Annotated in this window: 12 protein-coding genes; 9 read left to right on the forward strand and 3 right to left on the reverse strand. The window is 66.5% G+C overall.

Going from position 1 to position 15,375, the window contains the following annotated elements:
• Positions 1-3: 3 nt before the first annotated feature.
• The 4 genes from IWX81_RS01765 (at position 4) to dapF (ending at position 4,322) form a co-directional block, all read left to right on the forward strand.
• Complete coding sequence (locus IWX81_RS01765; protein WP_334593311.1) at positions 4-843, forward strand: regulatory protein RecX; 840 nt, start codon at positions 4-6, stop codon at positions 841-843.
• A 122-nt stretch (positions 844-965) separates the two neighbouring features.
• Positions 966-2,522: a tRNA (N6-isopentenyl adenosine(37)-C2)-methylthiotransferase MiaB gene (gene miaB / locus IWX81_RS01770; protein WP_199279558.1), complete on the forward strand. Its 1,557-nt coding sequence runs from the start codon at positions 966-968 to the stop codon at positions 2,520-2,522.
• Between the two features lie 3 nt (positions 2,523-2,525).
• Positions 2,526-3,443: a tRNA (adenosine(37)-N6)-dimethylallyltransferase MiaA gene (gene miaA, locus IWX81_RS01775; RefSeq protein WP_199279559.1), complete on the forward strand. Its 918-nt coding sequence runs from the start codon at positions 2,526-2,528 to the stop codon at positions 3,441-3,443.
• A 3-nt stretch (positions 3,444-3,446) separates the two neighbouring features.
• A complete protein-coding gene (dapF, locus tag IWX81_RS01780) occupies positions 3,447-4,322 on the forward strand; it encodes a diaminopimelate epimerase (RefSeq protein WP_199279560.1) in 876 nt (291 codons plus the stop codon).
• 10 nt (positions 4,323-4,332) lie between these two features.
• Here dapF and IWX81_RS01785 read toward each other — a convergent pair whose 3' ends face one another.
• Positions 4,333-4,941: a class I SAM-dependent methyltransferase gene (locus tag IWX81_RS01785; RefSeq protein ID WP_199279561.1), complete on the reverse strand. Its 609-nt coding sequence runs from the start codon at positions 4,939-4,941 to the stop codon at positions 4,333-4,335.
• Between the two features lie 42 nt (positions 4,942-4,983).
• Here IWX81_RS01785 and hflX point away from each other — a divergent pair, with 42 nt between their 5' ends.
• The 5 genes from hflX to IWX81_RS01810 all read left to right on the forward strand — a co-directional run bounded on the left by hflX (position 4,984) and on the right by IWX81_RS01810 (position 10,967).
• Complete coding sequence (gene hflX, locus IWX81_RS01790) at positions 4,984-6,501, forward strand: GTPase HflX (RefSeq protein WP_199279562.1); 1,518 nt, start codon at positions 4,984-4,986, stop codon at positions 6,499-6,501.
• A 166-nt stretch (positions 6,502-6,667) separates the two neighbouring features.
• A complete protein-coding gene (locus tag IWX81_RS01795; protein ID WP_334592667.1) occupies positions 6,668-7,594 on the forward strand; it encodes a methylenetetrahydrofolate reductase in 927 nt (308 codons plus the stop codon).
• 21 nt (positions 7,595-7,615) lie between these two features.
• Positions 7,616-8,125 (forward strand): hypothetical protein, encoded by a 510-nt coding sequence (locus IWX81_RS01800; RefSeq protein ID WP_199279564.1) that lies wholly within the window; start codon positions 7,616-7,618, stop codon positions 8,123-8,125.
• Positions 8,125-10,074 (forward strand): ATP-binding cassette domain-containing protein, encoded by a 1,950-nt coding sequence (locus tag IWX81_RS01805; RefSeq protein WP_199279565.1) that lies wholly within the window; start codon positions 8,125-8,127, stop codon positions 10,072-10,074. Before IWX81_RS01800 ends, IWX81_RS01805 begins: the two co-directional genes overlap by 1 nt.
• A 17-nt stretch (positions 10,075-10,091) precedes the next feature.
• A complete protein-coding gene (locus IWX81_RS01810) occupies positions 10,092-10,967 on the forward strand; it encodes an ECF transporter S component (RefSeq protein ID WP_199279566.1) in 876 nt (291 codons plus the stop codon).
• On the opposite strand, the gene metH is transcribed toward IWX81_RS01810, so the two are convergent.
• Together metH and IWX81_RS01820 are read right to left on the reverse strand one after the other, a co-directional pair.
• Positions 10,855-14,475, reverse strand: coding sequence for a methionine synthase (gene metH / locus IWX81_RS01815; protein ID WP_199279567.1), 3,621 nt, complete (start codon positions 14,473-14,475; stop codon positions 10,855-10,857). The genes IWX81_RS01810 and metH overlap by 113 nt on opposite strands.
• Before the next feature lie 28 nt (positions 14,476-14,503).
• Positions 14,504-15,361 (reverse strand): hypothetical protein, encoded by an 858-nt coding sequence (locus IWX81_RS01820; protein ID WP_199279568.1) that lies wholly within the window; start codon positions 15,359-15,361, stop codon positions 14,504-14,506.
• Positions 15,362-15,375: the final 14 nt, after the last annotated feature.

A 15,375-nucleotide genomic window follows, 5' to 3' on the forward strand; every position in this document is an offset into this window, starting at 1 on the left:
GTGATGGCTGCTGACGGCGAGCGAATCGCACCTGTCACCTATCTTTTCGGCGCTGCGCCGAAGACAGAGGATGACGACTACAGTGCGGATCACTCGCCGTCGGCAGCCGTTCCGGCGGTCTCCGCGTCGTTCGAGGCCGCGCAGCCCGAAACCGGGCCCCGGTTCGTCGATCTCGGTGAACAGCCCAGCGGCATCACGGAGAGCGACATCACGGTGTCGGGACGGACGCAATTTGGCGGCAACGCCACGCGCACATCACGGTCACGTTCGACAGTGGCGAAAGCTGAGCCGTTCACAGCCGAGCCAGCGAAAGCTGAGCGGGCGAAGGCGTCAGCCAGCGAAAAGTCGAAGGGCGAAAAGTCCAGGGGCTCCTTCGACAGGATCAGCAACGTGAGCATGTACGCGCTGGCTCGACGGGGGATGTCGTCCCGGGAGATGCGTGATTATCTTGTGGGTCGCGAATTCGAGAGCTCCGAGGTGGATGCCGAAATCGAGCGGTTGGAAAATGTCGCGCTGCTGGATGACCTTGCTCTCGCCGAGACACTCATCCGGACGCTTCAGTCGCGAAAGGGGCTCGGACGGTCGGCACTGACCGCAGAGCTCCGTCGCCGCAACGTCGACCCCCTGGCCATCGAGACTGCGCTAGCCGCTCTCGAAGACGACGATGAACTCGAGCGTGCTGTCGCCATCGCGGTGAAGCGAGCCGGGCAGCTGCGATCGCTCGACGCCACAACCGCCAAGCGCCGCCTGGGTGATTTCCTCATGAGGCGGGGATACTCAGGTTCGGTCGTGTCGAAAGCCGTTCAGGAAGCATTGGCACCCGCCGGTCCGACCTTCCGCTGATCTTGAGTCCATGAGTGCTGTACAACGGTGCCCGTTCGATCGACTGAAGCCGCCAGCAGCCGAGTGACGGCAGGCTACCGAGTCGTCCGTGCTGCCGATGCTTCAGGCTTAAGATTGGGCATATGACTGATCAGGCCGTACTTTCACAGGCAGTGGCACCCCGCACCTATGAAGTGCGAACATACGGCTGCCAGATGAACGTGCACGACTCCGAGCGGCTGAGCGGATCGCTCGACGCGGCGGGATACTCCCGCGCGACGGACGGCCAGGCCGACATCGTGGTCATCAACACGTGTGCCGTGAGGGAGAACGCCGACAACAAGCTCTACGGCAACCTCGGCATGCTCGCGAGCATCAAGCGGGAGCACGAGGGCATGCAGATCGCGGTCGGCGGATGCCTCGCCCAAAAAGACAAATCCACGATCCTTGAAAAGGCCCCCTGGGTCGATGTGGTCTTTGGCACCCACAACATGGGGTCGCTGCCCGCCCTGCTGGAACGCGCGCGCCACAACGGCGAGGCCCAGCTCGAGATCCTCGAATCGCTCGATGTCTTCCCGTCGACCCTGCCTACCCGGCGAGAATCGACCCACAGCGCATGGGTGTCCATCTCCGTGGGGTGCAACAACACCTGCACGTTCTGCATAGTGCCAGCGCTCCGGGGCAAAGAGAAAGACCGGAGGCCAGGCGACGTGCTCGCCGAAATCCAGGCCATCGTCGACGATGGCGCCATCGAGGTCACCCTGCTGGGCCAGAACGTCAACTCCTACGGCGTCGAGTTCGGTGACCGGCAGGCATTCGGAAAGCTGCTCAGGGCGGCCGGGCGCATCCAGGGCCTCGAGCGCATCCGATTCACCAGCCCTCACCCCGCTGCATTCACCGACGATGTGATCAATGCGATGGCCGAGACCCCTACGGTGATGCCGCAACTCCACATGCCGCTGCAATCCGGTTCGGATCGGATCCTGAAGGCGATGCGACGCTCATACCGCTCGGAGAAGTTCCTCGGGATTCTCGATCGGGTGAGGGAGAAGATCCCGAACGCGGCCATCAGCACGGACATCATCGTCGGATTCCCCGGGGAGACCGAAGAAGACTTCCAGGAGACGATGCGCGTCGTCGAAGCGGCTCGGTTCGCCTCGGCTTACACGTTCCAGTATTCGATCCGCGAGGGCACCCCGGCGGCGACGATGGATGACCAGATTCCCAAGGCCGTCGTCCAGGAGCGCTTCGAGCGGCTGGCTGCCCTGCAGGATCACATCAGCCGCGAAGAGAACCAGAAGCAGGTCGGTCGTCCTGTCGAGGTGCTGGTGACGGCTGCGGAAGGGCGCAAACAGAGCGAGACCCACAGGCTCTCCGGTCGTGCCGAGGATTCCCGGCTCGTGCACTTCGAGGTGCCGTCGGGCAGCTCCAACCCGAGGCCCGGTGACGTGGTATCCGTCGAGATCACACAGGCCTCCACGTTCCATCTCGTCGCCGACTCGATCGACGGCGCACCACTGGCTGTACGACGCACGACCGCGGGTGACGCGTGGGACCGTGCGGAGGCGGCATCCTGCGCCGTTCCTGCAACGACGACCGCCGAGCCGGGCAGGGTATCCCTGGGTCTGCCGTCTCTCAGGGTCGGCCCCTCCGCCCTCGACAGCGGTCGAATCTACGACGACGCAGACGGGCTGCGTTAGACGGTGCCCGGCCTCGTCGTCATTGTCGGAGCGACGGGCACGGGTAAGTCCGAGCTGTCGCTGACGCTCGCAGACCATCTTGCCGCCGAAGGTGTCGCGGCCGAGGTCGTCAACGCCGACGCCATGCAGCTGTACCGGGGGATGGATATCGGTACAGCGAAGCTGGCTCTCGACGAGAGGCGCGGTATTCCGCACCACATGCTCGACGTGCTCGACCCGACTGAGGAAGCGAGCGTCGCCGACTATCAGACTGACGCGCGACAGCAGATCGAGCAGATCGAATCGCGCGGCGCGACGCCGATCCTGGTCGGCGGATCCGGGTTGTATGTCTCGAGTGTGATTCAGGATTTCCGCTTCCCCGGCACCGATCCCGTGATCAGGGACCGACTCGAGGCAGAACTGGTCGAAGTAGGCCCCGGGATGCTGCACGCACGCCTGAGGCAGCTCGACGGCGGCGCGGCGGCGGCAATCGGCCCTCATAACGGCCGCAGGCTCGTGCGAGCGCTCGAAGTGATAGAGATGACGGGGGAGCCGTTCGGCTCGGGACTTCCCGAAGACGCTGAGCCGTGGCGGGACGCCACCATCCTCGCGCTGAGAGCTCCCAGGCCCGAGCTTGTCGCACGGCTCGACGCGAGGGTCGACTCGATGTGGGCGCACGGGATCCTCGACGAGGCCTCGGCTCTGAGGTCGACCGGGCTGGGGGTGACGGCGGCGCGGGCGATCGGATACGCACAGGCACTGGACCAGCTCGACGGACGTGTGACCCAGGCCGAAGCCATCGACCAGACCGCCTTACTGACCCGTCGCTACGCACGCCGGCAGGTGAGCTGGTTCCGCCGCTACGGTGGCGCGCACTGGCTCGACTACGACGACCCGGCGCGGCACTCGACGGCCCTCTCGCTCGTGATGGGGGAGAATTGACCCATGGCGACACTGCACTTCACCAAGGGTCACGGCACGGGCAACGATTTCGTGCTGTTCGCTGACCCTGACGGCGCGACCAATCTGACTGACGCACAGGTCTCCGCGATCTGCGATCGTCATTTCGGTGTGGGCGCAGACGGGATTCTCCGGGCCGTGCTGTCCCGAAACCTGCCTGAGGGCGAGTCGGCGCTGGCCGAGGATCCCGACGCAGAGTGGTTCATGGACTATCGCAACGCGGACGGTTCGATCGCCGAAATGTGTGGCAACGGCATCCGGGTCTTCAGCCGCTTTCTGATCGACAACGCGCTGGCCAGGCTCGAGCCGGGGGAGACCCTGCCGATCGGCACCAGGAGCGGCGTGAGGGACGTGCAACGCAACGCCACGGGTTTCCAGGCGGACCTGGGACGGTGGCGACTCGACGGGGGAGAGCCCCTGGTGCGGGCGAAGGAACTGTCGGTCGCACGACCCGGTCTCGGCATCAACGTCGGTAATCCGCATGTCGTGGTGGCGCTGGCGAGCACGGAGGAGCTGGAATCGGCTGACCTGACCTACATCCCCGTGCTCGATCCTGAGCCGGCAGACGGCGCGAACATCGAGTTCGTCGTCGCAGCCGAACCCATGGTGAAGGATGGCGTCGGTCACATCCGGATGCGCGTACACGAACGCGGGAGCGGCGAGACCCTGTCCTGCGGAACCGGGGCCGTGGCGGCCGCCCTCGCGACGCGCCACTGGGCTGGCACGGGAGCTCCGAACCAGTGGAGAGTGGATGTCGCCGGCGGAACTGTCGGTGTGCGCATGTTCCCTACCGAGGATGGCGAGCACGTGTCGCTGAGCGGCCCGGCGGAGCTGGTCTTCGTCGGAGAGCTCGAAGTCTGAGCTTCCGAAGTCAGCGGCGTCGGGCGCGCAGCACCCGGTAGCCCTTGTTCGTCGTGGCGCGCACGAAGCTGAAGTCTTCGGGGAACGTCGACTGCAGCCAACGGTGGAGGGAGTCTGAGCCGAGGTTCCGCTGCACGACCAGCCAGGCGTCGCACTCCGGTTCCAGGCGGGGCAGCCATGTCTCGAGCATGCCGTGCAGCTCGTTCTTGCCGACGCGGATGGGCGGATTCGACCAGATCGTCATGAATGTCACATCATCGGGAACATTCTCAGGGGTAACTGCTTTAATGTTCTCTATGGACATTTTTTCGGCGTTTGCCCGCACCAGATCCAGTGCGCGCTCGTTGACGTCCACGGCCCAGACCGTCGCATGAGGTGATTCAAGCGCGAGAGTCAGGGCGACAGGGCCCCACCCGCACCCGAGATCGAGCAGGTTTCCGCCCGGTGGCGGCGCGGGCACGCTGGAGAGCAAAACCTGCGTTCCAGTGTCGACTCGCTCGGGGCTGAAAACACCGTTGGCCGTGACCAACTCCACATCCCGACCGCCAAGCCGCGCGTGAATCGTGCGGGTTTTGAGCTCGCTTCCCGGCGTCGGGGAGAAGTAATGCTCACTGGTCATGGAGAGAAACTTACCGAAGACTACGAAAGTAGGGTTAACCCAATGATTGAATCTGACAAGAACCAGACCCAGGGCAATGGTGCCGACGCGGTCGAACGAGTGCTCGCTGCCGGGGCGCATACCGCCGGATACACGGTCTTCGGCTCCGGCAACGCGCAGGCGCTCCAGACCGACGATCACTACGAGGGCGATCGTGACGGCGACCAGTTCGACCGCGAAGACCGCCAGGCGCTGCGTCGTGTGTCCGGGCTGTCGACCGAGCTGCAGGACGTCACGGAGGTCGAGTACCGCCAGCTGCGGATCGAGAACGTGGTGCTGATCGGCATCTACAACCAGGGAAACCTGCAGGAGGCCGAGAATTCGCTGCGTGAGTTGTTCGCGCTGGCGGAGACTGCCGGCGCGGTGGTGCTCGACGGCCTGCTCCAGAAGCGCGCGAATCCCGACCCCAGCACGTTCTTCGGCAAGGGGAAGGCGCAGGAGCTCCGGGGGGTTGTGGCTGCCACCGGTGCCGACACCGTGATCGCCGACACTGAGCTCGCACCGAGCCAGCGTCGATCCCTCGAAGACATCGTGGGGGTGAAGGTGATCGACCGCACAGCGGTCATCCTCGACATCTTCAGCCAGCACGCGAGCAGCCGGGAGGGCAAGGCGCAGGTCGAACTCGCGCAACTCGAATACCTCCTGCCGCGTCTTCGCGGTTGGGGTGAATCGATGTCCCGCCAGGCCGGTGGCCAGGTGGGTGGCGCGGGAGCGGGTATGGGCAGCCGTGGACCGGGTGAGACGAAGATCGAGCTCGACCGCCGCCGCATCCACACCCGCATGTCGCGACTGCGCAAGCAGATCAAGGGTTTCGGCCCCGCCCGTGAGGCGAAGCGCGCGAACCGCAACCGGTTCGAGGTGCCCAGCGTTGCGATCACCGGATACACGAACGCCGGCAAGTCGAGCCTGTTGAACAGGATCACCCGCGCCGGTGTGTTGGTCGAGAACGCCCTGTTCGCGACCCTCGACGCCACGGTGCGCAAGTCGACGACCGCAGACGGCCGTCTGTACACCCTGAGCGACACCGTCGGGTTCGTCAGGAACCTTCCGCCGCAGTTGGTTGAAGCGTTCCGGTCGACGCTCGAGGAGGTCGGCCAGTCCGACGTCATCGTGCACGTCGTGGACGCGTCGCACCCCGATCCCGGAGCGCAGCTAGCGACGGTGCGCAACGTGATCGGCGATGTCGGGGCCAGGGATCTTCCCGAGATCGTCGTCTTCAACAAGAGCGACCTCGCTGACGACGACCAGCGACTGCTGATCAGGGGGCTAGAGCCGACGGGCATCTTCGTGTCGGCGCGAACGGGCGAGGGAGTGGATGAACTGCTCGAGCGGATCGCCGAGCTGCTGCCATCTCCCGAGGTCGAGCTCACGATGCTCGTGCCGTACGACCGGGGCGACGTGATCTCCCGGCTGCATGTGCACGGTCGGGTGCTCAGCACCGACTACGAAGAGGGCGGCACTCTCGTCAAGGCGATGGTCCACCCCGCGCGGCTGGCGGAGCTCCAGGAGTTCGTGGCCTGATCGGCGGCCGTACTACAACGACGCGGTACCACAACGACGCCGTAACACGACGACATCGCGCGGTCGTGGTGCCTAGACTGATAGCTGTCCGGGCACCACGCCCGGCGCGAGCGACAGCCGAGCCCGGCACCCGCCCACTCGGAGCACTATGACCGGAGGGGATCGAGTGCCGACGTTCTCGTTCGAGCTCTACCCGCCGCGTTCGGCGCGGTCGGAGGCCGCGCTGTACGCGTGTCTGCCCGACCTGGTGGCCGCCGGCCCCGAGTTCATCTCGGTCACATACGGTGCGAACGGCAGTTCCCGAGAACCGTCACTGGACGTGCTCGGGCACATCCTCCAGGGCACTGACGTGCAGGCGATGGCTCACCTCACCTGCGTCGGGTCGTCCTATGCCGAGGCGAGCGAACTGATCCGTCAGTTCCTGGATGCCGGTGTCACCAGCTTCCTCGCTTTGCGGGGTGACCCGCCCGAGGGCGCGACAGAGGCCGACAGTTTTCTCGGCGACCTCGGCAGCGCCGGGGAACTCGTGCAACTCATCCACCGCGTCCAGGCCGAACGGGAGCAGTTCGCCTTTCACGAGGTGCCCGGATTTCCCGCGGCCCGCCGCATCGTGAGCGGCAGCAAGGTCACGATCGCCGTGGCGGCCTTTCCGAACGGGCACCCGAGATCGCGATCCGTCTCTCAGGATCTGGATACCCTGCTCGCGAAGGAGGCAGCAGGGGCCAACCTCGCGATCACGCAGCTGTTCTTCCATGCCGACGACTACCTCGGGTTCGTCGAGAAGGCGCGAGCGGCCGGCGTCACAATGCGGATCCTGCCCGGGATCATGCCCGTCCTGAGCGTCAACCGGCTGAAGCGAGTGCTCGAACTCACGGGTGAAGAGACACCCGTCGAGCTCCTGTCTGCTCTCGAGTCTGCTCCGGACGCCCAGGCCGCGTCCCTGGTGGGACTCGACTCGGCCATCGGATTGTCGAGGGAGCTGCTTGCGGGCGGAGCTGACGGCATCCATCTCTATACCTTCAACAGCTCGGATGCCCCTCTGGCCGTGCTGGCCGGGGCCGGGCTGCTCGAAACCTCGACTCCTGCCCTCTGACCCCCTGTCGTAAGGAATATCTTGATCCGTCTCGCCCGAATCACCACGGCCTCTCTTCTCGCTGTTGCCGCTGTAACCCTCGCGGGGTGCGCCACCGCCGGGCCCGTCTCACCTCCGGCTGCCACTTCCGACGGCTCGGCGGAATGCGCAGAGGTGACGGTGATCGTGGACTACGGCCCGCTCGACGAGCCGGCGCTGAAGGCCTGCTCGGCGGCCGGGGTCGCCTCCGATGTGCTCGGCGACGCCGGGATCACCACGGCAGGAACCGTCGACTACGGCGACCAGGTCGTCTGCCGGGTCAACGACCTGCCGTCGCCTGATGCTGAGGTCACCATCGACGGGCAGGAACCGTTCGTGGAATCCTGCCAGACCCTCAGCGCCATCGCATACTGGGCGCTCTGGGTGAGGTCGTCGGCGGATGCCGAGTGGGAATATGCGCAGGATGGCGTGACCAGTCTCGACCTCACCGATGAGCAGTCCGTGGGGCTGGTGTACACCCCGGCTGCAGAGTCCACTCCGCCCCAGGGCTGATGTTCCGCCCGCGACTCTCTCCACTGCGCACCGCGCTGCTGCTCGCCGTCGCGTTCGTCGCACTGCGGGTCGTGTACCGGGTGGTGTTCGGCGGGGCCGGTGGCGGCGGCATCCTGATCGCGGATCTTCCCCGGATCAGGCTCGAAGGGCCTTTCGAGCACATCACGCTGCTCGGCCCGATCACGACCGGAGGCATCGCCAGCGCCGCTCTCGGCGCGCTGCCGTTTGCGGCTCTGGTGCTCGCGTTCGGAGTGGTGTCTGCGGTAGTCGACATCAGGGCGCTCTTCACTCGTGGTTCGGTTCGCGGCCCCCTGACGTCGTTGTCGCGCGCTCTGGTCGTGGCGTGGTCGACGTTTCCCGCTCTGCTGGACTCCGTGCGCCGGGTTCGGGTCGCGCGGGAGTTGCGCGCGGAGCGCGGAGCGGCCTCCCTGATCGTGCCTGTGCTCGAGCAGACCGTGGAGCGGGCCATTGCCCTCGGCGCCTCGATGGAGGTGCGCGGATTCGCCGCCACGCGCCGACCGGAGCCGCACTGCCGCTACCCGGTGGTGATGCGCGACGTCTCCCTGGGTTTCGATGGCCGCTGGATTCTGCAGGGAGTGGATCTCCAACTCGGTACCGGCAGCCTCGTACTGCTGACGGGACCGACCGGCTCGGGCAAGTCGACCCTCATCCATTCCCTCAGCGGCCTGTTCCAGCACCAGTCCGACGGTACGCAGACTGGCGTGATCGAGGTCGGCGGAGTCGTCAGGGTGTCTGTACCCCCGCGGGAGACCGCGGGTTTTATCGGCGTGGTATCCCAGTCGGTGAGGCTGTCCTTCGTCGCTGAAACCGTCAGCGACGAACTCGGTTTCGCCCTCGCCACGCGAGGTGTCGACGCCGGTATCGTGCGGGCGAGGGTCCGCGAGGTTGCCGACCGGTTGGGCATGGTGCACCTGCTCGACCGCCCGGTCGCGGCGCTGTCGGCGGGGGAGGCGTGCCTCGTCGCGATCGGCGCGGCCCTGGTGCAGCATCCAGTGCTGCTTCTCGTCGACGAGCCGCTGGCCGACCTCAACGAGGATGCCCGCATCCGGGTGGTCGGAGTGCTCGATGCGCTGGCGCACGAGTCTGGCGTCTGCGTGGTGGTGGCCGAGCACGCTATCTCCTACTGGGGCACGCGACCGGATGTCCGGCTCGAGTTGAGCGATGGTGCCCTGCGTCAGGCTGCCTCGGTCCCGCCAGCACGGGCACTGACCCCGCCAGCCGCGGTGCCCGTCGTCGTTCCCATCGATGATCGATCCCCGCTCGGTGCGCCTGTTGCGGAACTCCGGGACATCTCGGTTCGTCACGGCGAGACGCTCGCGGTGGACGGCGCGAGCCTGTCGCTCGCCCGTGGCGAGATCGTGGCGCTCAGGGGCCATAACGGTGCGGGGAAGAGCAGTCTGCTGCAGGCCAGCGCGCGACCCGCCGTCGCGGGCACGGTCGTTGTCGACGGCGATGACGTCTTCCGGCTGCGCCGCCGCGATCGCCGCCGCGCCGTGGCGCTCGTGCCCGAAGCCTTCGACGACCTCCTCTTCGCCACGACCGTCGGCGCCGAATGCAGAAGGGCGGACCGCCGCGCTCCGGGTGCTCGGACAGCGGCGCTTCTGGTGCGACTGCTCGTGAGGGATCAGCTCGACTCCGGGACCTTTCTGGATCGCCACCCGCGCGATCTCTCGGCCGGGGAGCGACTGTGTCTGGTCCTGGCGATCCAGCTCTCGGCTCGGCCTCAGGTCTTGCTCGTCGATGAGCCGAGCCGGGGACTGGATGCCGCGGCTCGCGAGCTCGTCGGGCGTGTGTTGACGGAGGTCGCGGCATCCGGAACCACCATCGTCATGGCGACCCACGACCGCGACTTCGCCGCGCGCTTCGCCACGCGTACGGTCACCATGGCCGCGGGGCGCATCCTGTCCACGGTGGAGGCGAGCTCATGAGGCAGTCTTCGGATGGTATGCGGTGGTCCAGCTGGTCCCTCGTCGTCGCCAGCGTGGTCGCGCTGGCGGGATTCGCCTGGCCTTTGCTCGCCGCTGCGATCCCCGGCGATGCGCAGGCCGCGGCCCCTGTCGTGGCACTCGCGATCGTCCCGGCGGCAGCACTGGCCATTGCTCTCAGTCTCGACCGGGAGTTGAGCACTGCGACCACAGTGGCCATGCTCGGTGTGCTCACGGCGGTGGGGGCGGCCGTGCGGGTGGCGGGCGCCGGGGTCGGGGGAGTCGAGGCGGTGTTCATCCTGCTGATTCTCGCCGGGCGGGCCTACGGCGCACGATTCGGCTTCATGCTCGGGATGCTCACCATTGCGCTCTCCTCGGTGCTGTGGGGCGGTATCGGCCCGTGGACGCCCTTCCAGATCTTCGCGTGTGGATGGGTCGGAGCCGGAGCTGGGCTCCTGCCACGATTCCGGGCCTCGTCCACCTTCGCAGCCCGGCGGTGGGAGCTCGTGCTGCTCGTGGCCTACGGCGTCGTCGCGTCCTATGTTTTCGGGCTGCTGATGAACCTGTGGTTCTGGCCTTTCGCGGTCGGCTCCGGCACCGGCATCTCCTATTCCGCAGATGCCCCGCTCGGCGAGAATCTCGCATCCTTCGGCCTGTATTCGCTGGTGACGTCGACGCTCTCGTGGGACACCGTGCGCGCGATCACGACGACCGTCGGAATCCTCGTGGTCGGCCCTGCCGTTCTTGCGGCACTTCGCCGCGCGAAACTGCGCGGTCCGCGCGTCACACCGAGAAGTAGCGAGCCTCCGGGTGGTGGAAGACGAACGCGTCGGTCGACTGCTCAGGATGCAACTGCAGCTCGTCCGACAGTTCCACGCCCATCCGCTCGGGCCTGAGCAACTGCACGACCTTGCGGCGATCCTCCATGTCGGGGCACGCCGGGTAGCCGAGGGAGAAACGCGCTCCACGGTACTGGAGCTTGAACATGCCGGCGACGGTGTCGGGATCCTCGCCCGCGAAGCCCAGGTCGGCACGGATGCGGGAGTGCCAGTACTCGGCGAGAGCTTCGGTGAGCTGCATGGTGAGGCCGTTGAGCTCGAGGTAGTCGCGGTACTTGTTCTCGGCAAACATCGTCGCCGTGAACGCGTCGACGGCGGCTCCCGCGGTGACGAGCTGCAGCGCAACCACATCCAGCTGGCCTGAATCCTTCGAACGGACATAGTCCGCGAGGCAGAGATGCCGGTCTCGGCGCTGGCGCGGGAAACTGAACCGCAGTCGTTCCTGGCCGATCTTGCCGCCAGATCCACCGTCGGGGGCGATCAGCCCGGCTGAGCCCAGCACCCCATCCGGATCGTCGCCGTGGTGCAGGATGACGAGGTCGTTGCCCTCGGAGTACGCCGGGAAGTACCCGTAGGCGACCGACGCGTCGAGCATCCCCTCGGCCACGATGCGGTCGAGCCAGTAGCGCAACCGCGGTCGACCCTCGGTCTCGACGAGTTGCTCGTAGCTCGCGCCATCCTCAGCCCTGCTGGGTTTGAGTCCCCACTGGCCCATGAAAGTTGCGCGCTCGTCGAGGAACGCAGAGTAATCGGCCATGGCCACACCACGGACGATGCGCGTGCCCCAGAACGGAGGCGAAGGCACGGGGTTGTCGGCAGCGACATCCGAGCGGGCCGGCATGTCTTCGGGCTCGGTGATGTCGATGGTGCTGCGGGCGTGGATGCGCTGCTTCAGTGGCGGCAGGCCGACGGTGGAGGCGTCCGCACCGCGCGCGATCGCGACCAGCGGCTCCATGAGGGCGAGGCCCTCGAAAGCATCACGGGCATAGCGCACCTCTCCGTCGAAGAGGGACGCCAGATCCTGTTCGACGTAGGCGCGCGTGAGGGCCGCTCCACCGAGCAGGATCGGCCAGCGCTTCGCCAGACCCCGTGTGTTGAGCTCGAGCAGGTTCTCCTTCATCACGACCGTGGACTTCACCAGCAGTCCACTCATCCCGATGACATCGGCATTGTGCTCCTCGGCGGCGCGGATGAACTCGCTGAGCGGCTGCTTGATACCGATGTTGATGACGTCGTATCCGTTGTTGGTCAGGATGATGTCGACCAGGTTCTTGCCGATGTCGTGCACATCGCCACGAACCGTCCCGATGACCATCGTGCCCTTGCCCGCGTCATCCGACTTCTCCATGTGCGGTTCGAGTAGCGCGACGGCTGACTTCATGACCTCGGCGGACTGGAGCACGAACGGCAACTGCATCTCTCCGCTTCCGAATCGTGCGCCGACGACCTGCATTCCGGCGAGAAGGTGATCGTTGATGATCGCGAGTGCGGTCATCCCGCCGGACCTGGCGAGGTCGAGATCCGCTTCGAGTCCCTTCGGTTCGCCGTCGATGATCCGGCGCTCCAGTCGTTCGCCGACGGGTAAGGCTGCCAGCTCCGCGGCACGCTGGTCCTTGAGCGCGGCAGAGTCGACTCCGGCGAAGAGGTCGAGCATCGCGGACAGCGGATCGTAGGTGAGGGTGCCGTCCGCGTCGTACTCGCGCCGGTCCCACACGAGGTCGAGCGCGACCTTGCGGCGGTCATCCGGCACCGATGCCAGCGGCACGATCTTCGCGGCGTTGACGATGGCGGAATCGAGGCCGGCCTCGACGGCTTCGTGCAGGAACACCGAGTTGAGCACCGAGCGTGCGGCCGGGTTCAGGCCGAAGGAGACGTTGGACACCCCGAGCGTGGTGTGGATACCCGGATATTTTGCGGTGATCTGCCGGATGGCGTCGATCGTCTCGATGGCGTCCCTGCGGGTCTCCTCCTGCCCGGTGGCGATAGGGAAGGTGAGGGCATCCACGATGATGTCCTCGACGCGCATGCCCCACTCGCCCACGAGGGTGTCGACGAGCCTTGACGCGATCCGCACCTTGTTCTCCGCGGTGCGCGCCTGGCCGTCCTCGTCGATGGTCAGCGCGATGACGGCGGCACCGTGCTCCACCACGAGCGGCATGATGCGGCCGAAGCGGGAATCCGGCCCCTCGCCGTCCTCGAAGTTCACGGAGTTGACGACCGGGCGACCGCCGATGAGTTCCATGCCGGCCTGCAGCACGGCCGGTTCTGTGGAGTCGATCACGAGGGGCAGGGTCGAGGCGCTGGCGAGCCGCGACACCACCTCGCGCATATCGGCCACGCCGTCCCGACCGACGTAGTCGATACAGACGTCGAGCACGTTGGCGCCCTCACGCACCTGGTTGCGGGCGATATCGACGCAATCGCTCCAGCGCTCCTCGAGCATGGCCTCGCGGAAGGCGAGGGAACCGTTGGCGTTGGTGCGTTCGCCGATCGCGAGGTACGAGGAATCCTGGATGAAGGGAACGTGCTGGTACAGGCTTGCGACGCCGGCGTCCTCCTCGATCACGCGCGGACGGGGCTGGGCGCCGCCGATGCGGTCGACGACGGCCTTGAGGTGGGCGGGGGTGGTGCCACAGCATCCACCGACCAGGCCGAGCCCGAACTCCCTCACGAACTGTTCGTGAGCCGTTGCGAGTTCGTCGGGGGTCAGCGGGTAGCTCGCTCCATGGGTGCCGAGCACGGGAAGCCCGGCGTTGGGCATGCACATGACGGGGATGTGCGCGTGCGTCGAGAGATGGCGCAGGTGCTCGCTCATCTCGTCGGGGCCGGTCGCGCAATTGAGCCCGATCATGTCGATGCCTAGCGGCTCGAGGGTGGTCAGCGCCGCGGCGATCTCGCTGCCCATCAGCATGGTCCCGGTAGTCTCCACCGTCACTTCCACGAAAATGGGCAGCCGGATGCCCGTCTCGGCAAAAGCCACCTTGCAGCCGTTGATCGCCGCCTTCGCCTGCAGCAGATCCTGCGCGGTCTCGATCAGCAGCGCGTCCGAACCACCGAGGATGAGCCCTCTGGCCTGTTCCGCGAAGGTGGACTTGAGGTTCGCGTACGTCGTGTGGCCGAGGCTCGGGAGTTTCGTGCCGGGGCCCATCGAACCGAGCACCCAGCGCCGATGTCCGTCCCTGGCCTCGAAGGACTCGACGGCCCGACGAGCGATCTCAGCACCGGCGCGAGCGAGTTCCTCGATGCGGTTTTCGATGCCGTAGTCCGAGAGGTTCGACCAGTTGGCCCCGAAGGTGTTGGTCTCGATCGCGTCGATCCCGGTCTCGAGATAGGCGGCATGGATCGACTCGACGATATCGGGGCGTGAGACGTTGAGGATCTCGTTGCAGCCCTCGTGCTGCTCGAAGTCGTCGAGGGTGGGTTCGGCATCCTGAAGCATGGTTCCCATCGCGCCGTCAGCGATCACGACGCGCTCCGCGAGGGCTTTCAGCAGCGATGCTGATCGCTCGGGGAAGGGGATGGCGCCAGCGTCGAGCTGGCGGGGGGAGAGCACGCGTGAAGCCATGGGGCCAGCCTAAGCCGCGGCCATGGGCTCAACCCGTAGGAAGCCCGCAGGCGGTACGCACGACGTCATACAGCGCGTCGCGAACGTCGTCGGCGGCGCTGACATACAGGGGGCCGCTGAACCCGTCGGTGGTGGAGACCGCGACGGGGACGATCGTTCCGCGCTTGTCTTCGGCTATGGCGTGGGCGTCGCACCGGTTGGGCGAATAGAGCAGCGTCACGGTGGCTGGTTCGTCTGCGCCCGCGATCGTCCGGGAGATCGGCGCGGGTATAGCGTCCGTGCCATCCGGGCTCACTGGGGTCAGCAGCGTCGTGCTCGATGCGCTCTCGAAGGTGACGGAACCCGTTGCCCCGGTGGGGACGAGCGTCAGATCGATCTCGGCGATGGTGCGACCGGCGATCACAGAAACCCGGGGTGCCGCATCCATGGTGACCGTCACGATCGATGCGACGGACACGGCAAGGCAATCCTCCTGCCGGATGCCCGGCAGTCTCTGGAGCGTGTCGACGGGTGTCGCCACGGCCGTCCCGGCGCGACCGTCGGCAAGCCGATAGTCGAACTCGACCTCGGCCTCGGTCGGTTCGGCCGTGCAGTCCGGATCCGGCAGCGGCACGGGTAGTGAGATCGTGACCCCTGCGGGAATGGTGGTCGACTCCTTCGGCCACACAGCCGTGCCGATGAACTGACCGGCCGTCAACTGGAGCCGGGTCACGGTCAGAACGCTCCCCGTGTCGTTGAGGAACGAGACCTCGAGCTTGCGGGCGGCGACGTCGGTGCGGTTCTGGTACACGCTGAGAGTCAGGCCGTCCGGCGCAACCGCGCTCGACGTCGTGGCACACCCGGTGAGCACGAGAAGTGCCAAGAAGACCACCGATATGCGTCCCATGAGCCGAGATTACT

This window comes from Salinibacterium sp. CAN_S4 (genome assembly GCF_015752305.1).
Lineage (GTDB): Bacteria > Actinomycetota > Actinomycetes > Actinomycetales > Microbacteriaceae > Rhodoglobus.

What these genes read in the sequence shown, in the direction of transcription:
- IWX81_RS01805 (WP_199279565.1), top strand. Translation starts at nt 8,125, where the DNA reads ATGTTCCGCCCGCGACTCTCTCCACTGCGCACCGCGCTGCTGCTCGCC.
- hflX (WP_199279562.1), top strand. Translation starts at nt 4,984, where the DNA reads ATGATTGAATCTGACAAGAACCAGACCCAGGGCAATGGTGCCGACGCG.
- IWX81_RS01810 (WP_199279566.1), top strand. Translation starts at nt 10,092, where the DNA reads ATGCGGTGGTCCAGCTGGTCCCTCGTCGTCGCCAGCGTGGTCGCGCTG.
- IWX81_RS01785 (WP_199279561.1), bottom strand. Translation starts at nt 4,941, where the DNA reads ATGACCAGTGAGCATTACTTCTCCCCGACGCCGGGAAGCGAGCTCAAA.
- miaB (WP_199279558.1), top strand. Translation starts at nt 966, where the DNA reads ATGACTGATCAGGCCGTACTTTCACAGGCAGTGGCACCCCGCACCTAT.
- dapF (WP_199279560.1), top strand. Translation starts at nt 3,447, where the DNA reads ATGGCGACACTGCACTTCACCAAGGGTCACGGCACGGGCAACGATTTC.
- IWX81_RS01765 (WP_334593311.1), top strand. Translation starts at nt 4, where the DNA reads ATGGCTGCTGACGGCGAGCGAATCGCACCTGTCACCTATCTTTTCGGC.
- IWX81_RS01820 (WP_199279568.1), bottom strand. Translation starts at nt 15,361, where the DNA reads ATGGGACGCATATCGGTGGTCTTCTTGGCACTTCTCGTGCTCACCGGG.
- metH (WP_199279567.1), bottom strand. Translation starts at nt 14,475, where the DNA reads ATGGCTTCACGCGTGCTCTCCCCCCGCCAGCTCGACGCTGGCGCCATC.